The 21484-nt window shown below is 74.2% G+C and carries 20 protein-coding genes; 11 read left to right on the plus strand and 9 right to left on the minus strand.

All coding sequences use genetic code 11. The annotated features are described in order from the left end of the window. Nucleotides 1–2: 2 nt before the first annotated feature. The 6 genes from ITJ48_RS01320 (at nucleotide 3) to ITJ48_RS01345 (ending at nucleotide 6373) form a co-directional block, all read left to right on the plus strand. Nucleotides 3–1292 carry a glycosyltransferase family 4 protein gene (locus ITJ48_RS01320; RefSeq protein ID WP_192041641.1) on the plus strand — a complete coding sequence of 430 codons (1290 nt, stop codon included), beginning with the start codon at nucleotides 3–5 and terminating at the stop codon, nucleotides 1290–1292. After that, complete coding sequence (locus ITJ48_RS01325; protein ID WP_370544724.1) at nucleotides 1289–2098, plus strand: CDP-alcohol phosphatidyltransferase family protein; 810 nt, start codon at nucleotides 1289–1291, stop codon at nucleotides 2096–2098. The genes ITJ48_RS01320 and ITJ48_RS01325 overlap by 4 nt, the downstream gene beginning before the upstream one ends. Then, nucleotides 2095–3921, plus strand: a complete 1827-nt coding sequence (locus ITJ48_RS01330; protein ID WP_194612122.1) for a Wzz/FepE/Etk N-terminal domain-containing protein — start codon at nucleotides 2095–2097, stop codon at nucleotides 3919–3921. The genes ITJ48_RS01325 and ITJ48_RS01330 overlap by 4 nt, the downstream gene beginning before the upstream one ends. Further along, nucleotides 3918–5216 (plus strand): hypothetical protein, encoded by a 1299-nt coding sequence (locus ITJ48_RS01335; RefSeq protein ID WP_194612123.1) that lies wholly within the window; start codon nucleotides 3918–3920, stop codon nucleotides 5214–5216. Before ITJ48_RS01330 ends, ITJ48_RS01335 begins: the two co-directional genes overlap by 4 nt. Then, a complete protein-coding gene (locus ITJ48_RS01340) occupies nucleotides 5213–5725 on the plus strand; it encodes an adenylyltransferase/cytidyltransferase family protein (protein ID WP_370544725.1) in 513 nt (170 codons plus the stop codon). The genes ITJ48_RS01335 and ITJ48_RS01340 overlap by 4 nt, the downstream gene beginning before the upstream one ends. A gap of 132 nt (nucleotides 5726–5857) precedes the next feature. Further along, complete coding sequence (locus ITJ48_RS01345) at nucleotides 5858–6373, plus strand: hypothetical protein (protein WP_194612124.1); 516 nt, start codon at nucleotides 5858–5860, stop codon at nucleotides 6371–6373. On the opposite strand, the gene ITJ48_RS01350 is transcribed toward ITJ48_RS01345, so the two are convergent. The 5 genes from ITJ48_RS01350 to ITJ48_RS01370 form a co-directional block, all read right to left on the minus strand. After that, a complete protein-coding gene (locus ITJ48_RS01350; RefSeq protein ID WP_194612125.1) occupies nucleotides 6322–6576 on the minus strand; it encodes a hypothetical protein in 255 nt (84 codons plus the stop codon). The two genes, ITJ48_RS01345 and ITJ48_RS01350, sit on opposite strands and share 52 nt — an antisense overlap. A gap of 95 nt (nucleotides 6577–6671) precedes the next feature. Continuing rightward, the gene (locus ITJ48_RS01355; RefSeq protein ID WP_370544726.1) at nucleotides 6672–7568 is read right to left on the minus strand and encodes an MSMEG_6728 family protein; all 897 of its coding nucleotides are present in this window, start codon (nucleotides 7566–7568) and stop codon (nucleotides 6672–6674) included. A gap of 23 nt (nucleotides 7569–7591) precedes the next feature. Further along, nucleotides 7592–9385 carry a DEAD/DEAH box helicase gene (locus ITJ48_RS01360; RefSeq protein WP_194613283.1) on the minus strand — a complete coding sequence of 598 codons (1794 nt, stop codon included), beginning with the start codon at nucleotides 9383–9385 and terminating at the stop codon, nucleotides 7592–7594. Between the two features lie 95 nt (nucleotides 9386–9480). Further along, nucleotides 9481–10791, minus strand: a complete 1311-nt coding sequence (gene dinB / locus ITJ48_RS01365) for a DNA polymerase IV (protein WP_194612126.1) — start codon at nucleotides 10789–10791, stop codon at nucleotides 9481–9483. 66 nt (nucleotides 10792–10857) lie between these two features. Beyond that, on the minus strand, nucleotides 10858–12048 hold the full coding sequence (locus ITJ48_RS01370; protein WP_194612127.1) for an acyl-CoA dehydrogenase family protein: 1191 nt from the start codon (nucleotides 12046–12048) through the stop codon (nucleotides 10858–10860). Between the two features lie 45 nt (nucleotides 12049–12093). Here ITJ48_RS01370 and ITJ48_RS01375 point away from each other — a divergent pair, with 45 nt between their 5' ends. Further along, nucleotides 12094–12891 carry an SGNH/GDSL hydrolase family protein gene (locus tag ITJ48_RS01375; RefSeq protein WP_123545760.1) on the plus strand — a complete coding sequence of 266 codons (798 nt, stop codon included), beginning with the start codon at nucleotides 12094–12096 and terminating at the stop codon, nucleotides 12889–12891. 46 nt (nucleotides 12892–12937) lie between these two features. Here the strand turns inward: ITJ48_RS01375 and ITJ48_RS01380 are convergent, their stop codons facing one another. Together ITJ48_RS01380 and ITJ48_RS01385 are read right to left on the minus strand one after the other, a co-directional pair. Then, nucleotides 12938–14167 (minus strand): D-alanyl-D-alanine carboxypeptidase, encoded by a 1230-nt coding sequence (locus ITJ48_RS01380; protein WP_194612128.1) that lies wholly within the window; start codon nucleotides 14165–14167, stop codon nucleotides 12938–12940. Next, nucleotides 14164–15015, minus strand: coding sequence for an RNA methyltransferase (locus ITJ48_RS01385; protein ID WP_194612129.1), 852 nt, complete (start codon nucleotides 15013–15015; stop codon nucleotides 14164–14166). The genes ITJ48_RS01380 and ITJ48_RS01385 overlap by 4 nt, the downstream gene beginning before the upstream one ends. A gap of 233 nt (nucleotides 15016–15248) precedes the next feature. Here ITJ48_RS01385 and ITJ48_RS01390 point away from each other — a divergent pair, with 233 nt between their 5' ends. Both ITJ48_RS01390 and ITJ48_RS01395 read left to right on the plus strand, forming a co-directional pair. Continuing rightward, nucleotides 15249–16142 (plus strand): NAD-dependent protein deacetylase, encoded by an 894-nt coding sequence (locus ITJ48_RS01390; protein WP_194613284.1) that lies wholly within the window; start codon nucleotides 15249–15251, stop codon nucleotides 16140–16142. After that, entirely contained in the window at nucleotides 16139–16795 is a 657-nt protein-coding gene (locus ITJ48_RS01395) for a histidine phosphatase family protein (protein WP_194612130.1), read from the plus strand. The genes ITJ48_RS01390 and ITJ48_RS01395 overlap by 4 nt, the downstream gene beginning before the upstream one ends. Here ITJ48_RS01395 and ITJ48_RS01400 read toward each other — a convergent pair. Further along, nucleotides 16792–17901, minus strand: coding sequence for a glycosyltransferase family 1 protein (locus ITJ48_RS01400; protein ID WP_194612131.1), 1110 nt, complete (start codon nucleotides 17899–17901; stop codon nucleotides 16792–16794). The two genes, ITJ48_RS01395 and ITJ48_RS01400, sit on opposite strands and share 4 nt — an antisense overlap. Continuing rightward, complete coding sequence (locus ITJ48_RS01405) at nucleotides 17898–18803, minus strand: alpha/beta fold hydrolase (protein WP_370544727.1); 906 nt, start codon at nucleotides 18801–18803, stop codon at nucleotides 17898–17900. The genes ITJ48_RS01400 and ITJ48_RS01405 overlap by 4 nt, the downstream gene beginning before the upstream one ends. Before the next feature lie 71 nt (nucleotides 18804–18874). Here ITJ48_RS01405 and treS point away from each other — a divergent pair, with 71 nt between their 5' ends. Together treS and ITJ48_RS01415 are read left to right on the plus strand one after the other, a co-directional pair. Further along, nucleotides 18875–20614: a maltose alpha-D-glucosyltransferase gene (gene treS, locus ITJ48_RS01410; protein ID WP_194612132.1), complete on the plus strand. Its 1740-nt coding sequence runs from the start codon at nucleotides 18875–18877 to the stop codon at nucleotides 20612–20614. A gap of 81 nt (nucleotides 20615–20695) precedes the next feature. Continuing rightward, nucleotides 20696–21406 carry a 3'-5' exonuclease gene (locus ITJ48_RS01415; protein WP_194613286.1) on the plus strand — a complete coding sequence of 237 codons (711 nt, stop codon included), beginning with the start codon at nucleotides 20696–20698 and terminating at the stop codon, nucleotides 21404–21406. The last annotated feature ends 78 nt before the right edge of the window (nucleotides 21407–21484 follow it).

Here is a 21484-nt window from a genome sequence, read left to right on the forward strand (position 1 = left end):
CCATGACCCTCGACACCACCAGAACGACCGGCCGGGGCGCGGGGGCGCCCGGGGCAGCGCCCGCCGACGCGGACGCGGCACCCGGGGCCCGGCGGGCCGAGCAGTGGCTGCTCGACGCGGCCGACCTCCCGGAGGCGCCCCCGCGCCTCCCGGGCGGTCGCCGCAGCAGGGTCCTCGTCGTGCACTCGTCCGACGAGCTGTACGGCTCGGACCGCATCGTGCTCGAGGTCGTCGGCGAGCTCGCCGCCCGCGACGACCTCGACGTGACCGTGTGGCTCCCGTCCGACGTGGCCGTGGGCCCGTTGGGGCCGCAGCTCCGTGAGCTCGGCGCCCGCGTCGAGCGCACGGCGCTGCCGATCCTCCGACGGTCGCACCTCGGCCCGGTCGGCCTCGCGCGCCTCGCGCGGGACGCCGCCCGGACCGCGGCGCGGCTCGCCGGTCGGCACTTCGACCTCGTCTACTGCGCGACGAGCGCCTGCCTCGTCGTCGCCCCCCTCGCGCGCCTGGCCGGCGTGCAGCACGTCGTCGGCCACCTGCAGGAGCCGTGGGGCGACACCGACCGCAAGGGCCTCCGGCCACTGGCCCGTGCCTGCACCGCCCTCGTGGCCGTGTCCCGCTCGGTCCTCGGCAGCTCCGGCCTCGACGGCGACGACCGTGCCGTCGTCGTGCACAACGGCGTCCCGCGGCGATCGCCCGACCTGGTCGCGGCACCGGAGCACCGCCTCCCCCACTACCTGATGGCCAGCCGCTGGAACTCCCACAAGGGCCACAGCACCCTGCTGACCGCCTGGAACGCGGCGGGCTGCCCCGGTCAGCTCGTCGTCCTCGGCGGCCCGCCCGCCGTCGGGGCCGGCGTCGACGTCCCGGCCCTCGTGCAGGCCATCGTGTCCCGGCCCGAGACCGTCACGGTCGTCGGTCAGGTCGAGGACGCCACCCCCTACGTCCGCGACGCGGACGCGATCGTGCTGCCCACCGACACCCTCGAGGGCTTCGGCCTCGTCGCCCTCGAGGCGTTCAGCGAGGGCCGTCCGGTCGTCGCCAGCCGCAGCGGGGGCCCGGAGGAGGTCGTCGTCGACGGCGAGACCGGCTGGCTCTTCGACCGTCGCGACGTCGACGCCCTCGCCGACCTGTTCGCCGGCCTCGACGTCGACACCCTCGCCGCCGCGGGCCGTCGTGCCCAGGCGGCCTACCAGGAGCGCTACACGCCCGAGAAGATGCGCCGCCGCATCGGTGCGGTCGTCTCCCGTGAGCTGCACCGCGAGCACGGCCAGGACCTGGCGGTGGCCTCGTGACGCGGCTGGAGGGGACGCCGGTGCGTCCCGAGGCGACCACCGCCTCCTCGGCCCCGTCGCGCACGCCCGTGCCGCACGAGTTCCGTGCAGCACTGGCCGCGCTGGCGTCGGCCCAGAAGTCGTCGAGCGGCGCACCTGCCTACTCGCGGTTCGTGAACCGCCGCCTCGGCCGGTGGGCCGCCGCCGCCGCGCACGTGCTGCGGGCGACGCCGAACCAGGTGACTGCGGTCAGCGCCCTCGCCACCTTCGTCGGCATCGCCGTCCTGGCCACGGTGCCGGCCGGCTGGCTGCCCGCCGTGCTCGTGCCGCTGCTGCTCGTCGTCGGCTACGCCCTCGACTCGGCCGACGGGCAGCTCGCCCGTCTCCGCGGCGGCGGCAGCCCCGCCGGCGAGTGGCTCGACCACGTGATCGACGCGACGAAGATCGCGGTGCTGCACCTCGCGGTCTTCGCGTCGTGGGTCCGCGAGCCCGAGGGACGGGAGGCGATCCTGGCGCTCCCGCTCGCCTACCAGGTCGTCGCGACGGTCGCCTTCTTCGCGATCGTCCTCACCGAGCAGCTGCGCCGGGCCGAGTCCGTCGCCGCGGGCTCGCCCGTGCTCGTCCGCCGCCAGACCGGTGCCCTCTACTCGCTGGCGGTCGTCCCGACCGACTACGGCCTGATGTGCCTCGTCTTCGTCCTGCTCGCCTGGCCCGGCGCGTTCACCGTGGCCTACCTCCTGCTCTTCGCGGCCAACGCCGCCTACCTGCTGCTCGCCCTGCCCAAGTGGTTCCGCGAGCTCCGCTCCGACCCGATGAGGACCTCATGACCAGCACCGCCCGCGCCGTCGTCGTCGACGACCGCCTCGACCTCGGGGACTACCTCCGCTACGTCGTCCAGCACCTCGTCGTCGTCGTGGTGGCCGTCGTCCTCGGCCTCGCCGCCGGGGCGGGCCTCTCGCAGGTCGCCCCCGCCTCGTACACGGCCCAGGCGACCGTGTTCGTCCGGGCCGACGCGCCCGGCTCGAACCTCGACGAGCGCTCGGCCTTCGCCTTGCGGCAGGTCGCCTCCTACGCGCAGCTCGGGACGAGCGCCCAGGTGCTCGGGCCGGTCGCCCAGGCCCAGGGCGTGTCGCTCGCCGAACTGGGCGAGCGCGTGACCGTGACGAACCCCGTCGACACGGTGGTGCTCCTCGTCTCGGCCACCGACGTCACGGCCACCGGCGCGGCCCAGCTCGCGGACACCGTCGCGGGGCGCCTGTCGGACACGGTCGACCAGATCGAGTCCACCGACGGTGCCGACGGGCAGACGATCTCGCTGGACCTGACCGCGCCGGCGCCGGTGCCGACGACGTCGACGGGCCCGAGCACGGTCGTCCTCGGGCTGCTGGGCCTGCTGGTCGGCCTCGGGGTCGGTGTCGCGCTCGCGATCGTCCTCGCCAGGACGCGTCCCCGCGTCAGCACGGTCGACGACGTCCGTCGTGCGACGGGCCTGCCGGTCGTCGGGCAGCTGCCCGCCGTCGTGCGCAGCTCGGACGACCCCGACGGACGCGGCGCCTCGGCCGCGACCCGCACCGCGCTCCGCGAGACCGTGCAGAACCTCCGGGCCCTGCGCGGCGGCGAGCTGCCCCGCGTGCTGCTGCTCGCGCGCACCGACACGGTGTCGGAGGCGGCCGGCGTCGACGGCGGTCTCGCACGGGCCGTGGTCGAGCTCGGCGCGACCTGCGCCCTGCTGCAGTCGGACTTCGACACTCGCACCGTGTCGCGGCCCTCGACGGTCCCCGACGACGCTCTCCCGGAGCTGACGGAGGCGGACCTCGCCGGCTACGACCGCGTGCCTGTCCCGGACGTGGTCGGCGCCTCCACCCGGTCGTTCGTCCGGTCGGGGGTCGAGCGGTTCTTCGCGGACCTGCGCGGCACCTACGACGTGACGGTCGTGCAGTCGGCGTCGGACTCCCACCCCTTCGCCCTGCGGACCGTGACGGCCGAGTCGGACGAGGTGGTGCTCGTCGTCCGTGCCGGCGCGACGCGCCTGGAGTCGCTCCGCAGCCTGACCGCCGAGCTGATGAGCCTCGACGTCGAGCCGATCGGCGTCGTGCTCGCGGGCGTGCCCCGCTGGCGCCGCGTGCTGCTGCGCGCCACCTGGCGCGACGAGGACTTCCGCCGTGTCGACCGCCCGGGCTCGGGCCACGCGCCGGCCGCCCACGTGCGGTCGTCGGCGCCCGTGTCGACCGGTCCGGTCGTGTCGTCCGCTTCGGTCGTGTCGTCCGGGACGGCCGCGCCGTCCGAGGCGTCCACTTCGCGGGCGGAGGGCTCGACGAGCATCGCCGACCTCGTCCGCGACCCCTTCACGACGCCCGACCCTGCCGCCGAGGCTCCGGTCGCCGAGACGGTCGTGGCTCCCGCCGCACCCGCGGACGAGTCCGGTGTGCCCGCCGAGGCCGAGGGCGAAGCAGGGCCCGAGGCCGACGAGACGACGACCCCCGCCGTGGCGCCGACCTCGAAGTCCGTGCGCAAGCCCCGCGGCAAGGGCCGGATCGTCCCCCGCCGTCCTGCCCGCCCGGCCCGCGGATCGAACGACGCTGCGGACGGCGACGGCGACGGCGACGCCGCCGCCGACGGCCCCGACGCGCGTCCGTCCGACGGCGAGTGACCGTGTCCTCCCCGGCGCGGAGAGCCTCCGGCCCCGTCGTCGTGCCCGCGGCCTCGCCGCGCACGACGCCGTGGCGGGCTGCGACCGCGCTGCACGACGACCTGCCGGCCGCGCGCCACCTGGTCCGTCCGGCGGTCGTCATGACCGTGCTCGTGGCGTCCGTGGTCCCCTGGCGCACCGGCGTCATCTACGAGGGAGGTCTCGACCCCGTCGTCGCGGCCAAGGCGTTCCTCGCCGCGGTGGCGCTCGTGCTCGCCCTCACGGGAGCGCCCGCCGGTCGCGACGGGCGTCAGCTCGCGAACCGCGTCGGGCCCGTCGCCGTGGCGTTCCTGCTCGCCTACCTCGGGATCGCGTTCGTCGGGGGCGTCTCCGCCGGGCTGACGACGTCGACGACCGTGCTCGTCGTCCGCGTGCTGATGGTCGCCGCGACGATCGTCGCCGTCGTCCACCGCAGCGAGCCGCGCGTGGTCGTGCGGTCGCTGCTGCTGGCCCTCGGCATCGTCGGGGCCGTCTCGGCGCTGTCGGGCCTGCAGATCTACCTCGCCGGAGGGCGCCTCGCCGGGACCCTGCCGGCCCTGAGCCCGAACGAGATCGCCCTGCTGCTCGGCCTGCCCCTGATCGGGGTCGTCCAGCGCCTCCTCGTCGAGAAGGCGACCCTCGGGTCGCTGGCGCTGCTGGTCGTCCTGACCGGCCTCTTCGTCACGACGGGCTCGCGGGCGGCGTTCCTCGCGGTCCTCGTGGCTGTGGCCGTGGCCGTCGTCGCGGCCCGCCGTGTGCGGCCGACGGTCGCTGTCGTCGTCGCAGTCGCCGTGCCCCTCGCCGTCGCGCTGCTCGCGAGCACCGACGTCCTCACCCGGGTCATCGAGCGCGGAGGCGACTCCGCGAGCATCGCCACCCTGAACTCGCGCACCATCGCCTGGAACACCGTCCTGCAGACCGACCCGGGCACCTGGGCGAGGTGGATCGGCTCCGGCCTCACCGTCAAGCAAGTCCCCGTCGCCGGTCAGTACTGGGCCGAGCAGGTGCTCGACAGCAGCTGGATCTCGGCGCTCGCGCAGGCCGGCGTCGTCGGCACGGGGCTGCTCGCGATCTGGGTCGTCGTCGGCCTCGCCACGGCCGGCCGCGCCAGCCTGCGCGTCGTCGGCTTCGGCGCCGTGCTGCCCGCGTTCGTCTTCATCGCCATCAGGAGCGTCGTCGAGAGCGGGCTGGTCGACTCCAGCAGCGCCTTCGTGGCCTTCTTCACCCTGGTCGTGCTCGCCGAGTCGGCCCCTCGTCCCCGGAGCGTGACCCCGTGACCTCGTCCACCGACCTGCTCGACCCCCTGACCACCCGCCCCGGAGGCGACGGTCGGGTCGGCTACGCCGCCGGCGCCTTCGACCTGTTCCACATCGGGCACCTCAACCTGCTGAGGCACGCGCGCCAGCACTGCGACCACCTGATCGCCGGGGTCGTGTCGGACGAGATGCTCGCCCTGACGAAGGGGATCACGCCCGTCGTGCCCCTGGCGGAGCGGCTCGAGATCGTCGACCACATCGACGTGGTCGACACGGCCTACGCCGAGACGGTGCCCGACAAGCTCGACGTCTGGCGGGAGCTGCGGTTCGACGTCTTCTTCAAGGGCGACGACTGGCGCGGCACGGAGAAGGGCCTCCGGCTCGAGCGCGAGTTCGCCGAGGTCGGGGTCGAGGTCGTGTACTTCCCCTACACGATGAGCACGTCCAGCACCGTGCTGCGCCGGGCGCTGAGGGCCCTGTCCGGCGGGGCCCCGGCACAGGAGGCGGCCACCGCCGAACGGGCCCGCTGACGCGTCGCCCGCCCCCGCGGTCCGCGGTGGGCGGCAGAGGTCGTCCCTCCCCAGGTCGGTCCGGCGGCCGCGGCGCCGGATCCGCCTGTGGACGACCGCAGGAGGCGGGCGCCGGGACGCGACGCTGGTCCCATGACCGTCACCCTCGCCTCCCCGTCCTCGCCCGCCGCTGACCCGCACCGACCCGTCGTCTCCGACGACGAGCTCCTCGCCCGGGTCGAGAGTCTCGTGCCGGTCGCCGTGCGTCGACAGCTCTGGACGCTCTTCCTCGACGCCGACCAGGTCCAGCTGCCCATGGTGGTGCCCCTCGAGGGCATCCCCGAGCGTCCGGACCGCCGCGCCGTCGAGCGCTGGGGCGACGCCCTGGACGAGGTCGCGAGCGAGTTCGGGGTCGCCGCCGTCGTGTTCGTGCTCGAGCGGCCCGGGCCCGCGGCCGACTCGTGGTCCGACGCGGCGTGGCGAGACGCGCTCACCGGCCTCGCCGAGGCTCGCCGCTACGCCGTCCGGGCGGTCCTCACCTGCACGTCCGACGGCGTGGTGGCTCCCCACGACGCCCACTCGGTGATCGTGACCGACCGCGACGGGTGCTCGCGGCCTCAGTCCTCGCCGAGCCGCCTGCGGCTCTCCGAGGTGCTCGCCGCGTGCTGACCCCGTCCTCGGTCGAGATGGCGCCACCAGGCGGTCTCGGCGAGCTCGGCCGACGTGTGGACCCCGAGGGCCTCCTGCTCCGACTCGACGAACGACCAGCGACGCAGCCGCCAGCCGCTCCCGAAGGCCTCGACGACGGCCAGGACCTCGCCGTCCGGCGTCCGGCGGACGAACCAGCGGTCATCGGAGGCACGGTCGAGCATGTCCCGATCGTACCGGGACCCTCGCGACGGTCACCGGCCCCGGCGGCCAGGCCGACGGGCGGCCGGGCCGTCAGGTCGAGAGGCCGCCCGGACGGTCAGGCGAGCGCGAGGGGGAACACGCTGCGCGTGTCCTGCGCGAGGGCCGGGTCGGGCAGGTCCTGCCGCCGCACCTCCTGGTCCTCCCACTCCACCCGGCGGAGCAGCACGGGCGCACGGTCGTCGTCCTGGGCCGACACGGCGTCGCCGACGAGTCGGCCGAGCGAGAACCGTGCCTGTTCGGCGTCCGGCACCGCCACGAGCTCCCCCTCCGCGAGCTGGGCGAATGCCTCGCGCTGCGCGGCCCACACGGGCGTGGTCCGGCCCCTGGGGGACGACTCGGCGACGGTGGCGACACCCGCCCGCCGCCAGTCGTCACCCGTCCGTGCGTCCCGGGGGCGCACCACCCAGGCGCGCCGGGGCGCGGAGAGCGCCGCGTCGTCCGTGGGCGCGAGCATCCCGGGGTCGGCCCCCGGCCAGACGTAGTCGAGGTCGTCCGGCACGCCCGGGAACCTGCCCCGGTACCACTCGGGTTCCTTCTGCAGGAGCTTGGACCGGTGGCTGCGGTGCACGGCATCGTCGCCGAGCCAGACCGGCAGGTCGGCGGCGACCAGGCCCGCCGCCGACGCGTGTCCTGCGTCGTGGTCGCGGTCGCGGCCGCGGTGGTCGCCGAGCCCGACGTCGCCGAGCGCCGGGGCGAACTCGAGCACCTGAGGCCGCACCGTGTCGGCGTGCCCCTGGGCGATCCACTCGTCGGTGATCGCGAGGGCGTAGGCCGTCAGCGCAGTGCGGTGGCCGCGCCACATCGCGATCGCGGGGTGGGACTGCCACCCGTAGCCGGGCAGCGTGACTGCGCGGAGCACCTGGAGGGCCTCGACGCGCTGCTTGCCGAGCCTGGCCTGGTCGAGCACCTGCGCGCTCTCGACGAAGTCGGGGTACGGGAGGAAGGTCTGCACCTGTCTCAGGCTAGGCGTGCGGCCTAGGTGCGGTTGCCGATCCGACCCCGCAGCACGTCGATGCGCTTCTGGATCTGCTCGGTGCTCGCCTGGGCCACGGAGGGACCGCCGCTGACCCGCCGCAGGTCGGCGTGGATGATCCCGTGGGGCTCGTTCGACACCCTCGACCAGATCGACACCAGCCGGCTCAGCTCTTGTCGCTGTTCCTTGATCGTCTGGTAGAGCGGGCGCGCGTCGGCGACGGCGGCGGTCACCGTCGGCATGCCGGTCTTGCGGGACCGGGTGGCCTGCTTGGCCTGGCGCTGTCGCAGCAGGTCGCGCACCTGGTCGGGCTCGAGCAGACCCGGGATGCCGATGAAGTCGAGCTCCTCGAGGCTGCCGATCTCGCCGCCGGTGCCGAACTCGCCGCCGTCGAAGAGGACGCGGTCGAACGACGCCTGCGAGTCGAGCGCCTCGAAGGGCTGCTGGTCGAGCAGGCTCGACGCCTTCTCCTCGCGGTTCGCGGCCGCCATCATGTCCTCCTCCGGCGCGAAGATGCCGTCGTCGGCGTTCTCCGGCCGGTCGAGCGCGTGGTCGCGCTCGAGCTCGAGCTGCCCCGCGAGTGCCATCAGGCTGGGCACGCTCGGGAGGAAGATCGAGGCGGTCTCGCCCCGGCGCCTCGCTCGCACGAAGCGCCCCACGGCCTGCGCGAAGAACAGGGGCGTCGAGGCGGAGGTGGCGTACACGCCGACGGCGAGGCGCGGCACGTCGACGCCCTCGGACACCATCCGCACCGCCACCATCCAGCGGCTGTCGCCGTCCGAGAACGCCTGGATCCGGTCGGAGGCGGCTTTCTCGTCCGACAGGACGACCGTCGGTCGTTCGCCCGTCAGCTTCTGCAGCACGGCGGCGTACTGCCGCGCCGCCGTGTGGTCGGTGGCGATGACGAGCCCCCCGGCGTCGGGGACGCCGCGGCGGACCTCGGTCAGGCGGGTGTCGGCTGCCGACAGGACAGCGGGGATCCAGTCGCCCTGCGGCGACAGGGCCGTGCGCCAGGCCTGCGCCGTGATGTCCTTGGTGACCGCCTCGCCGAGGGTCGCGCTCATCTCGTCGCCCATGCGGGTGCGCCAGCGCATCTGCCCGGCGTAGGCCATGAACAGGACCGGACGCACGACGCCGTCGGCCAGTGCGCGCCCGTAGCCGTACGAGTAGTCGGACCGGGAGGTGCGGATGCCCTGCTCGTCGGGGGCGTAGGTGACGAAGGGGATCGGAGCCGTGTCCGAGCGGAACGGCGTCCCCGTGAGCGAGAGCCGGCGCGTGGCCCGGCCGTAGGCCTCGCGGATGCCGTCGCCCCAGCTGAGCGCGTCGCCGCCGTGGTGGACCTCGTCGAGGATGACGAGCGTGCGGCCGGCAGCCGTCAGGTCGGCGTGCACCTTCGGGTTCATGCCGACCTGGGCGTAGGTGACGGCGACCCCGTGGTAGTGCCGACCGAACGAGACGTCGGCGTTCTTGAACATCGGGTCGAGCCGCAGGTTCACGCGGTCGGCCGCGTCCGCCCACTGTCGCTTCAGGTGCTCGGTCGGGGCGACGACCACGACCCGGTCGACCTCGCCGCGCGAGAGCAGCTCGGTGGCGAGCCGCAGGGCGAACGTCGTCTTGCCGGCGCCGGGCGTGGCGGCGGCGAGGAAGTCCTGGGGGGAGGCCGCGAAGTACTGCTCGAGAGCCTCCGCCTGCCAGGCGCGCAGCTTGCTCGCCGTGCCCCAGGCGGCCCGCTCGGGAAACGCCGGCGAGAGATGCTCGGCAGCCGAGTTGCCCGCCGTGGCACCGACCTCGCCCAGGTCGAGCTGGTCGCCGACGCCGACCGGTACGCCGGGGCCGGACTGGTCGCCCCCGGCCGGGTCGTGCTCGTTCGCTGTGCTCACTTGGACCGATCTTACCTGCCGTCGGCGCCCGGTCGGTGACGACCGAGCTGGCCGTCGCCGGGCTGGCCGCGGTCGTGTCGCGATCGTCGTCGGGAGTCGTCGCCGCCGCCGCGCAGCAGCGACGCCGGGGTCGGTGCGGCCGCCCCGAAGCGGGCCCGCAGGGCGTCCATCGTCGACTCGGCCTCGCGCCACTCGGCGTCGTCGTCCCACAGCCCGAGCGAGAGACCGCTGTCGTCGCCCGTGCCCAGCTGCTCGACGCGCACGCCGACGAGCCGGATGCGCTCGTGCTGCTTGCCCGTCGCCTCGTAGACCGAGCGCACCTCGTCGTAGATGCGGCGTCCGAGGTCGGTCGGGTCCGCGAGGGTGCGCGACCGCGTGATCGTGACGAAGTCGGTCGTGCGCAGCTTGAGGACCACGGTGCGGCCGCTGAGGCCCGCCGCGCGGAGGCGTGCCCCGACCTTGTCGCTGAGCCGCAGCAGCTCGCGCCGGATGACGTCGGGGTCGACGACGTCGGTCGAGAAGGTCATCTCGTGGCCGACGCTCTTCTCGACCGTCTCGGTGTGCACCCGGCGCGGGTCGCGTGCCCAGGCCAGGTCGTGCAGCTTCGCGCCTGCGGCCGGGCCGACCGCGCGGACGAGGGTGTCGAGCGAGGCCGTGGCGACGTCGCCGACCGTGCGCAGCCCGAGGTTGGTGAGGACCTCCTCCGTCTTGCCGCCCACGCCCCAGAGGGCGCTGATCGGGCGCGGGTGGAGGAACTCGATCGTGCGGTCGTGCGGGACGACGAGCAGGCCGTCGGGCTTGGACACGCTGGAGGCCAGCTTCGCGACGAACTTCGTGGACGCGGCCCCGATGCTGCAGCGCAGCCCCGTCTCGGCGTGCACGCGGCGCCGCAGCTCGGTCGCGATCCGCCACGGCGGGCCCATCAGACGGATCGCCCCGGTCACGTCGAGGAACGCCTCGTCGATGCCGAGGCGCTCGACGAGCGGAGTCACGTCGTCGAACATCGACATCACGACCGACGACCAGTGCCGGTACTTCTCGCCGTGCGGCTCGAGCACGATCGCCTGCGGGCACCGCCGGAGCGCGATCGCCATCGGCATCGCCGAGTTGACGCCGAACTTGCGTGCCTCGTAGGTCGCGGCCGTGACGACCGAGCGGTCGGACCGGTGGCCGATGACGACCGGCTTGCCGACGAGGTCGGGGCGGTCGAGCAGCTCGACCGAGGCGAAGAACGCGTCCATGTCGACGTGCAGGATGGGCGCCGACACGTCGTCGGTGGGGTCCGCGGTGACGAGTCGCCCGCTGCCGTCCTGTTTGCTCACCCGGTGATCCTCACACGGACCGCCGACATCGCCGACCGGCGCGGACCGCGGGCGCCTGCGCCGCGGCTACTGCTCCGCCGGCCCGAGCAGGCGCGCCGCGATCGTCGCGTGCGCCGAGTCGGTGCTCGACGGGTGGAACCGCCCGGCGAGCACGTCGCGCTGCAGCCGCCCGAGCTCCGACGACGCCCGGTACGACCCGCCTCCGGCGACCGCGACGGCCTGGTCGACGACTTCCCGTGCCGCCTCGGTCACGCGGGTCTTGAGGCCGACGAGGAGCGGCGACCAGTCGGCGCCGTGGTCGACGAGCCGGTCGACGTCGCGGGCCAGCGAGTCGATCTGCGGCTCGAGGCCGTCGAGCACCAGGCGGGCGTCGGCGACCCGCCAGCGGACGATCGGGTCGAGGGCGAGCGACTCGCCCGTCCGGCGCGACGTCCTCCCGGCTGCCGACTCGACGGCGAGCTCGACCGCCCGCCGGGCGATCCCGCGGTAGACGGCGGCGACGAGGGTCTCGAAGACGGCGAAGATCCCGAACACGAACGGGTCGGCGCTCGGCCCGACCGGCAGCCGCCGGACGATGCGCGAGGCCGGCACCTCGACGCCGTCGAGTCGGGTGCTGTGGCTCTCGGTCGCGCGCATGCCGATGGTGTCCCAGTCGCCGAGCGAGGTCCAGCCCGGCTGGTCCCGGTGCACGAAGCCGTGCACGAGCACCGGCGCCGCGGGGTCCGTGTCGTCACGGCCGAAGACCCCCAGCCGGGTCCAGACCGGCGAGAGCGAGGTCGCCGTCTTCGTGCCGGTGAAGCGCCAGCCGCCGTCGGCCGTCGGCTCGGCGCGGGTGACCGAGTCGAAGAGGACGAGGTCGTTCCCCGGCTCGCTCACCCCGAAGGCGAACACCTCCCCCGCCGCGGCGTCCGCGAGCACGAGGTCGAGCGACCGGTCGCCCCGGGCGCGCAGCACGGCGGCGCAGCCCGTCCACACGAGGTGCATCCCGACCGCGAGGGCGGTGGCGGGGGCGGCGGCCGCGAGGCGGGACTGCAGGGCCGCGACCTGCTCGAGTCCCAGGCCCGCGCCTCCTTCGTCCTCGGGCACGAAGACGGTCAGGTACCCCCGCTCGCGCAGCTCGGCGACGTCGTCGTGCGGGAACGAGCCGTCCCGGTCGTGGCCGGCGGCACGCTCGCGGAACCTGGCGAGCAGGTCGTCCGGCAGCAGTGAAGAGGGCGACCACGAGGAGGCGGTGGCAGGTCGGGCGCCGTCGGTCATGCCCCGAGGGTAGCCACGTCAGCACCCGGCGGTAACGTGGAGGCCATGACTCAGCTGCACCCCTGGTCCCGCTACGTCGCGATCGGCGACTCGTTCACGGAGGGGATCGGCGACCCGGAGGAGCGCGCGCCCGGAGGCCACCGCGGCTGGGCCGACCGCGTCGCCGAGGTCCTCGGCTCGTCGGCGGACGACTTCGCCTACGCCAACCTGGCGGTGCGGGGGCGCCTGCTGGCGCAGATCGCCGACGAGCAGGCCGACGCCGCCCTGTCGCTCCGGCCCGACCTGATCTCCGTCTCGGCCGGCGGCAACGACATCATCCGCCCCGGGACCGACCCCGACCAGGTCGCCGCCGGCTTCGACGCCCTCGTCGAGAAGCTGGGCTCCCAGGGCGCGACGGTGGTCGTCTTCACCGGCCCGGACATCGGGCTGACCCCGGTGCTCGGGCGGCTCCGTGGCAAGGTCGCCATCTACAACGAGCACGTCCACGCGATCGCGCTCAAGCACGACGCCGTGGTCGCCGACATGTGGGCGCTCCGCCAGCTGTCGGACTCGCGGATGTGGGCGCCCGACCGGCTGCACTTCAGCCCGCTCGGCCACCACACGATCGCCCGGGCCGTGCTCGGCGCCCTCGCCGTCGAGAACGACCTCGAGCCGTGGCGGCCCGAGCCCCTCGAGCGTCGTCCGTGGCGCCAGGCGCGCTCGGAGGACATGGGCTGGGCGCGCGAGTACCTGGTGCCCTGGGTCGTCCGCCGCCTCCGGCACCAGTCGTCAGGCGACGGCCGCCAGGCGAAGCGGCCCGACGCGGTGACGGTCATCTACCGCGACGAGCAGCCGCCGTCGTAGACGCAGGCGCCGCCGCAGCCGGGTCAGCCGTCCCGACGAGGAGGTGTCAGCCACGCCCGCCGAGGACGTCCTGCGGGTGCGTCAGCCGCCACCACGCGCCGGGCTCCGGGATCGTCGCGTCGAGCACCAGCGGCACGTCGACCTCCTCGCCCCCGACGTCGAAGCGGACGGTGCCCACCTCGTCCCCGGCGGCGTCCGGTCCGACCTCGTCGGTCTGCAGGGCGGAGGTGACCGTCTTGTCGCCCCAGACGAGCAGGTCGGCGTCCTCGGCCGCCACCGCCTGGGCCGACGCGCCCCAGGGCAGGTCGTAGCGGGCCCAGACGTCGTCCCGGCTCGTCAGCGTGATGGTCTGGAACTTGCCCGTCACGCTCTGCAGCAGGCGCTGCACGTCGGCGTCGAGGGCGTCGTGGTCGACGCCGCCCAGCATGACGCCGACCACCGTCACGGTCCGGTCGGCCACCGTGAAGTCGGCCGCGAAGAGCAGGCAGGCGCCGGCCTCGTCGAGCGTGCCGGTCTTGATCCCCTTGACGCCGTCGAGGCCGAGCAGCTCGTTCGAGTTGTCGATGACGCCCACGCCGGGGATCGTCGTCTCGTCGGTGGCGACGATGGCCGCGACGTCGGGGTCGGCGAGGGCGAGCGCGCCGAGGGCGACGAGGTCGGTCGCCGTGCTCGTGTTCTGCGGCGACAGCCCCGTCGGCTCGACGATGGTCGTCGCGGCGAGGTCGTTCTCGGCGAGCCACGCGGCCGCCGCGGCGACGAAGGCGGCGTCCGACCCGAAGGCCCACCGCGCCAGCGAGGTCGCGTAGTTGTTGGCCGACTCGATCAGGGTCACCTCGAGCAGCTGCCGTTCGGTGAGGACGGAGCCGGCCGTCATCGGCACGACCTTCCCCTCCACCGCGCGGTATGTGTCGTAGAGGGCCGCGTCGGCGGCCGAGAGGGTGATCGACGGCCCGTCGCCCCCGTCCAGAGGCTTGGCGTCGAGGACGACGAGGGCGGTCACCACCTTGCTGATGCTCGCGATGGGCCGGGGCTGCGCGTCGCCGCTCGTCGTGAGGCTCTCGTCGAAGCCGAGGGCCTCGACGGCCGTGGCCCCGTACGCCGGGAACGCGAGCTGCGCGCCCGGCTGGGCGGGCGCCTCCCACGTCGACGCGGCGGCCGCGGCAGGCGCCAGCGGGCCGAGCAGCGTCAGGGGCAGGTAGGTGCCCACGGCGAGCACGAGCACCACGACGGCGGCCACGGCGGCCCGACGACGTCTGAGGACGGCGCGCCGCGTCACGAGGGCGACGCTCCCCCGGCGTCGGCCGTCGCCTCGCCGGCGACGGGCGGCACCCGCAGCGCCCAGAGGGCCACGGCGGAGGCGGCCGCGACGTTGAGGCTGTCGACGCCGTGCAGCATCGGGATCGTCACCACCCGGTCGGCGGCGCGGAGGGCGTCCCGGCTGAGGCCGTCCCCCTCGGTCCCGAGCAGCAGGGCGACGCGCTCGGGGGCGGAGGCGGCGTACTCGTCGAGGGGCACGGCGTCGTCGGCGAGGGCGAGGGCCGCGACCTCGAAGCCCGCGTCGCGGAGCAGCTCGGCGCCCCGGGGCCACTCCGGGAGGCGCGTCCACGGCACCTGGAGCACGGTGCCCATGCTGACGCGGACGCTGCGCCGGTACAGCGGGTCGGCGCACCGGGGAGTGACGAGCACGGCGTCCGCGCCGAGCCCGGCGACCGCCCGGAAGATGGCGCCCACGTTCGTGTGGTCGACGATGTCCTCCAGCACGACGACCCGTCGCGCGCCCTCGAGGAGCGACTCGACGCTCGGCAGCTCGGGACGGTGCATGGCCGCCAGGGCGCCCCGGTGCAGGTGGTAGCCGGTGAGCGTCTCGAGCAGGGCGGCGTCGCCGACGAAGATCTCGCCGTCGAGGTGCGCGACCAGGGGCTCCACGTCGGCCAGCCAGCGCTCGGTCATCAGCACCGAGCGGGGCACGTGCCCGGCGCGGAGCGCGCGCTCGATCACCTTGCTCGACTCGGCGATGTAGAGCCCGCCCTCGGGCTCCGACACGCGGCGCAGCGCCACGTCGGTCAGCCGGGCGTAGTCCGCGAGGTCGGGGCGGTCGAGGTCGGTAATGCGGGTGATGCGCACGGCGCTCCAGGGCAGGACGTCCGGTCGGCGTCGAGGCGGGAGGCGACGCAGGAGGACGAGGGGGCAGGGACGAAGTCCAGGCTAACGTCCGGGGAACGAATCGCCAGGCCCCGCCGTTTAGGCTGACGTCGACCCGCCCGGAGGTCGACCGCCCCGAAGGAGGCCCCACCGTGACTGACCCGGCCACGCCGCCGGCCGCAGCCGGCCCCGCCGGACCGGCCCGCGCCTCCTCGGTGCCTGCCTCCCCGGCGCCTGCCTCTGCGGGGCGCGCCTCCTCGGCCGCCGCCGGCGACGCCCTCGAGGCCGCCGTCGAGGTCCTCGCCGGCCGTCGCGTCGCCGTGCTCACCGGCGCCGGCATCAGCACCGACTCCGGCATCCCCGACTACCGGGGGGCCGGGGCGCCCCCGCGCAACCCCATGACCTTCCAGCAGTTCCTCTCGAGCGAGCGCTACCGCAAGCGCTACTGGGCGGGGAGCCACGTCGGCTGGAAGACGTTCCGGGCGTCCGCGCCCAACGGCGGGCACCGGGCCCTCGCCGAGCTCGAGCGCGCCGGGGTCGTCAACGGCGTCGTCACCCAGAACGTCGACGCTCTCCACGAGCGCGCGGGGTCGCGGCGCGTGGTCGACCTGCACGGCACCGTCGACCGCGTGCTCTGCCTCACCTGCGGCCAGTCGTTCGCCCGCGACACCGTCGCCGCCCGCCTCGCCGGCGACAACCCGTGGATCGACGAGCCCGAGAGCGTCCGCCTCGCCCCGGACGGCGACGTCGAGGTCGACGACATCGACGCCTTCGTCGTCCCCGCGTGCACCGTCTGCGGCGGCATGCTCAAGCCGGACGTCGTGTTCTTCGGCGAGTTCGTGCCCGTCGAGCGCTTCGCCGAGGCCCGGTCGCTCGTCGTCGGCGCCGAGGCGCTGCTGGTCGTGGGGTCGTCGCTCGTCGTCAACTCCGGCATCCGGCTGCTCGACCAGGCCACGCGCCGCAGGCTCCCCGTCGTGATCGTCAACCGTGGCGAGACCAAGGGCGACTCCCGGGCCGCCGTGAAGATCGACGCCGGGACGACCGAGACCCTGACGGCCCTGGTCGAGCGCCTCGTGCCCGCGACCGCCCCTGCCCCGGAGGCACGATGACCCTGCTCTACCTCGTCCGCCACGGCGAGACCGACTGGAACCGCGCCCGCCGCATCCAGGGCGCGACCGACATCCCCCTGAACGACCTCGGCCGCGCCCAGGCCGCCGAGGCGGGAGACCTGCTCGCCCGCCGGTCGTTCGACCGGGTCGTCGCCAGCCCCCTGTCGCGCGCCGCCGAGACCGGCGCGATCATCGCCGCCCGGCTCGGGCTGCCCGCGCCGGAGCTCGTCCCGGCCGTCGCCGAGCGGCGCTACGGCGACGCCGAGGGCCTGACCGGCAGCGAGGTCGAACGGCGCTTCCCCGCAGGCACGCCCGTGCCGGGTCGCGAGGGCCGTCGTGAGCTGCTCGCCCGGGTGCTGCCGGCCCTGGTCGAGATCGCCCGCTCGGCCGGCGACGTCGACGGCGACGGTGCCGGCCGCGTCGTCGTCGCGACGCACGGCGCCGTCATCCGCACCGTGGTGACGCACGTCGCGGGCGACGACGTCCTGCACCTCGGGACCCCCATCCGCAACGGCTCGATCCACTCGTTCGAGCTGCGCGACGACGCCCTGGTCCTCCGCGAGTTCGACGACCCGATCGAGGACGAGTCCGAGCGCGCCGGCACCTTCGCGTTCGACTGGCAGAACGCGCTCGAGCGCCCCGCCGCCGACTAGCCGCGGAGGCTGCGCCTGCTCCGGCGTCGGGGTGGACGGCCGGTCGCCAACAGCAGCTCGAGCAGCACCTCCGCCGAGGCCGCCCAGCTGAAGCGGGCCGCCTGCCGCACCGACGCGGCCGACCGTGCCGCCCACTCCCCCTCGAGCCGGCGCACGGCCGCCGCGATCGACGAGGGCGACTCCGGGTCGAAGTACAGGGCCGCGTCGCCGCCGATCTCGCGGAAGATCGGGATGTCGCTGACGACGGCGGGCGTGCCGAGGGCCATGCCCTCGACGAGGGGGATGCCGAAGCCCTCGGCGCGGCTCGCCGTGACCACGGCGGTGGCGCCCAGCAGCACGTCGCGGTACTCCTCGTCGCTCGCGCCGTCGTGGAACACCAGCGAGCCCGCAGGGGCGAGGGCCGTCAAGGAGGCGCGCTCGCGCTCCGACACGCGGCTCATCAGGTGCAGTCGATGCCCGTCGAGCAGAGGTAGCGCCCTCGCCAGTGCGGCCACGTTCTTGTACGGCATGAACGACCCCATGTAGACGAGGTCGCGGTGCTCGGGCTCCGTGCGGGGCCGTGGGTCGGCGACCGGGTCGGCCGCGTTCGAGACGACGGTGACGGGGCGCCGCGTGAGGCGGTGACGGGTCATCTCGTCGCGGGTCGTCCGGCTGACGGTGACGACCGCGTCGGCCCGGTCGAGCAGCAGCCGCTGCGGCCACCAGGCGAGGTGGTAGAGCCGCCAGAGCAGGCGCAGCGGCAGGGCGAACTCGGGCGGCGGCGTCCGGTTCGTGTAGTAGATGAGGTCGTGCAGGGTCAGCACGAGCCGGTGACGGCGCCCCCACGAGCCCATCGTCTGCATGGGCGACCACACCACGTCGGGGCGGGCCGCCGCGACCTGCAGCGCGACGAGCGGCTCGCGCGGGCTCGTCGGGTCGCTGACGAGCAGGTGCGGCAGGTCGGGCAGCTTGTCGAGCTGGCGCAGGTCGGAGACGATCATCGTCAGCTCCACCTCGTCGTCACCGCGGGTGAGCTCCGCGAGGGCGCCGACGACGCCCGCCGTGAACCGGCTGATGCCGTCGTGCCGCCCGGTGCGGACGTAGCGGCAGTCGACCGCGATCCTCACGCGACGAATCCCTGGATCGCGGCGGCCGCCTCCTGCGGCTTCTCGTAGTGGATCAGGTGGCCCACGCCCTCGATCACCGTGAGGCGCGCGTCGGGGAACAGCGCCCGCAGCTCGTGCTGGGCGGGCAGCGCCGTGATGTCGTCGCGGTCGGCCGCGATCAGCAGCGTCGGCACGGAGACGCGCGCGGCGTAGCTGCTGACGTCGCTCGACACGGAGGCGCGGAACGCGTCGAGCACGACGCGCCGGTCCGCGAAGCGCGAGAAGTACGAGTCGTGCTGGTCGTGGACCCAGCGGCGCAGCGACGCGTCGTGCGTCTTGACCATCGCGAGGCTGGTGAAGCGGACCACGGCCGCGTTCTGCAGCACCGACAGCCCCGCGGCCTCGGGCAGCGCGGCCCCGGCCCAGTAGTAGAAGACGGCGAGGCGGGTGACGACGCCGCGCGGACCGGAGAGCGCCGGCGCGGCGATCGGGTTGACGAGCACGAGCCGGGAGGCGCGGAGCCCGTCCGCGAGGGCGGCGGACGTGACGATCGACCCGAACGAGTGCCCGAGCACCACGACCGACTCGTCCAGCCCGACGGCGGCCGCGAACTCGGTCAGCCAGGCGGCGTAGGCGGCGACGCTGTGCTCGCCCTCGAGCGGCGTCGACTCGCCGAAACCCGGCAGGTCGGGCATGACGACCCGCACGCCCGTGAGGTGGGCGACGACCGGCTCGAGGCCGTGGTGGTCGCCGCGGAAGCCGTGGACCGCGAGCACGACCGGGCTGTCGTCGTCGGCGCCCGGCGTGTCGTAGGTCCACCACGCGGTGTCGCTGCCCGCGACGCGGACGACGTCCTCGCGCACCGCGAGGGACTCGAGGAGGCGCCGGTACGGCGACGGGACACGGGGCTCTCTGACGATCACGGGCCGAGTCTACGGAGGCGGTCCTGGCGGAACGCGCGCGCTCGGCCGTCGGCCGTCCTAGAGTTGGCCGGGTGAGCTTCACTGCCCCCATCCAGCAGCCCGGACTGACCCTCGATCCCGCATGGCACCGACGTGCCGTGTTCTACGAGGTGATGGTCCGCTCGTTCGTCGACAGCAACGGCGACGGCGCCGGCGACCTCCAGGGCCTGCTCTCGCGGCTCGACTACCTGCAGTGGCTCGGGGTCGACGCCCTGTGGCTCCCGCCGTTCTTCCAGTCGCCCCTGCGCGACGGCGGCTACGACATCGCCGACTACAAGGCGATCCTGCCGGAGTTCGGCACCCTCGACGAGTTCCGCGACCTCGTGACGAAGTCGCACGAGCGCAACATGCGCATCGTCATCGACATGGTGCTCAACCACACGTCGGACCAGCACGAGTGGTTCCAGCAGTCTCGCGAAGACCCGGAGGGCCCCTACGGCGACTTCTACGTCTGGCGCGACACCGACGACGAGTACTCGAACATCCGCGTCATCTTCGTCGACACGGAAGAGTCGAACTGGACCTTCGACCCGGTCCGCCGCCAGTTCTTCTTCCACCGCTTCTTCTCGCACCAGCCCGACCTCAACTTCGAGAACCCGGCCGTTCAGGAGGCCGTCTTCGACGTCGTCCGGCACTGGCTCGACCTCGGCGTCGACGGCTTGCGGCTCGACGCCATCCCCTACCTCTTCGAGACGGAGGAGGGCAACGGCGAGGGCGAGCCCGCCACCCACGAGTTCATCAAGCGCCTCCGTCGCATGGTCGACGACGAGTTCCCCGGTCGTGTGCTCATCGCCGAGGCGAACCAGTGGCCCGCCGAGACGGCCGCCTTCTTCGGCACGGAAGAAGAGCCCGAGTGCCACATGGCCTTCGACTTCCCCGTCATGCCCCGCATCTTCTACTCGCTGCGGGCGCAGAACGGCTCCGAGCTGAAGCGCATCCTCTCCGAGACGACCGAGGTGCCGCCGGGCGCCGCCTGGGCCGTCTTCCTCCGCAACCACGACGAGCTGACGCTCGAGATGGTGAGCGAGGAGTACCGCCAGGCGATGTACGGCTGGTACGCCTACGACCCGCGGATGCGGTCGAACATCGGCATCCGCCGTCGCCTCGCTCCCCTGCTCGACAACTCGCGGGCCGAGCTCGAGCTCGTCCACGCCCTGCTCTTCGCGCTGCCCGGCAGCCCGTTCCTGTACTACGGCGACGAGATCGGGATGGGTGACAACATCTGGCTGCCCGACCGCGACTCGTCCCGCACGCCGATGCAGTGGACGCCCGACCGCAACGCCGGCTTCTCGACGGCCGACCCGGGCAAGCTGTTCCTGCCCGTCGTGCAGTCGCTCGTCTTCAACTACAACCTGGTCAACGTCGAGAGCCAGCTCGCCCAGTCGCGGTCGCTGCTGCACTGGGTGCGGAACGTCATCCACGTCCGCAAGGCGCACCCGGTCTTCGGGCTCGGCACGCTCGAGGTGGCCGAGACGGACCAGGAGTCGGTGCTCGCGTTCGTCCGGTCGTACGAGGGCGAAGGCACCCAGTTCGGCGCCTCCGCGGAGGACGTCCTCTGCGTGTTCTCGTTCGCGCACAACCCGTCCGCCGTCACCGTCACGGCACCGCACCTGGCGGGCCGGACGCTCTTCGACCTCTTCGGCGGGGCGCAGTTCCCGTCGTTCGACGACGAGGGCAAGGTCACCATCACGCTCGGCACGCAGCAGTTCTTCTGGCTGCACGTCGGCGACGTGCCCGCCGCGCCGGCGCCGGCTGTCGGCGGCGCCTCCTAGGCTCTGAGGGTGAGCCAGACCGACCCTGCCAAGACCGTGCCGTCCACTCCCCTCCTCGACTCACCCGCCGCGGCGGGTGACCTGCCGTCGGAGTGGTGGAAGGCCCTCGGCGTGTTCGACCTGGAGACGACCGGGATCGACGTCGAGACGGCCCGCATCGTCACGGCGCACGTCGGTCTCATCGACGCGACCGGTGAGACGGTCGCCCACGGCGAGTGGCTGGCCGACCCCGGCGTCGACATCCCCGAGCAGGCCAGCGCGGTGCACGGCATCTCGACCGAGCGCGCCCGTGCCGAGGGGAGACCCGCCGCCGAGGTCGTGGCCGAGATCGTGGCCGCGGTCAGGGCCGTCTTCGCCCGGGGCGTGCCCCTCGTCGTGTACAACGCCCCCTACGACCTGACCCTGCTCGACCGCGAGGCGCGTCGGCACGGCGTCGAGCCCCTCGGCGAGGTGGGCGAGATCGGCTGCGTCGTCGACCCGCTCGTCATCGACAAGGCGGTCGACCGCTTCCGCAAGGGCAAGCGCACCCTCGAGGCCGCCGCCGGCGTCTACGGCGTGGTCCTCGACGACGCGCACGACGCCGGTGCGGACGCCGTGGCCGCGGGTCGGGTCGCCCAGGCCATGGCGAAGCGGTACCCCGACCAGCTCGACGTGCCGACCACCGACCTGCACGACCTGCAGGTCGGCTGGTGCTCGACCCAGGCAGCGTCGTTCCAGGAGTACATGCGCCGCAAGGACCCGACGTTCACGACGTCCGGCGAGTGGCCGCACCGCTCGCTGCCCGCCTCCTGAGGCGGACGGCCTGGCCGCCTGCCGGGGCGGAGCACAGACGACGAGAGGCGGTCCACCGGGGTGGACCGCCTCTCGACG

It is taken from the genome of Frigoribacterium sp. VKM Ac-2530, assembly GCF_015350835.1.
Lineage (GTDB): Bacteria > Actinomycetota > Actinomycetes > Actinomycetales > Microbacteriaceae > Frigoribacterium.

Excerpts from the sequence above, each read along its gene's own strand:
- ITJ48_RS01375 (WP_123545760.1), top strand. The coding sequence starts at position 12,094 with ATGACTCAGCTGCACCCCTGGTCCCGCTACGTCGCGATCGGCGACTCG.
- ITJ48_RS01320 (WP_192041641.1), top strand. The coding sequence starts at position 3 with ATGACCCTCGACACCACCAGAACGACCGGCCGGGGCGCGGGGGCGCCC.
- ITJ48_RS01330 (WP_194612122.1), top strand. The coding sequence starts at position 2,095 with ATGACCAGCACCGCCCGCGCCGTCGTCGTCGACGACCGCCTCGACCTC.
- ITJ48_RS01350 (WP_194612125.1), bottom strand. The coding sequence starts at position 6,576 with ATGCTCGACCGTGCCTCCGATGACCGCTGGTTCGTCCGCCGGACGCCG.
- ITJ48_RS01345 (WP_194612124.1), top strand. The coding sequence starts at position 5,858 with ATGACCGTCACCCTCGCCTCCCCGTCCTCGCCCGCCGCTGACCCGCAC.
- ITJ48_RS01370 (WP_194612127.1), bottom strand. The coding sequence starts at position 12,048 with ATGACCGACGGCGCCCGACCTGCCACCGCCTCCTCGTGGTCGCCCTCT.
- ITJ48_RS01395 (WP_194612130.1), top strand. The coding sequence starts at position 16,139 with ATGACCCTGCTCTACCTCGTCCGCCACGGCGAGACCGACTGGAACCGC.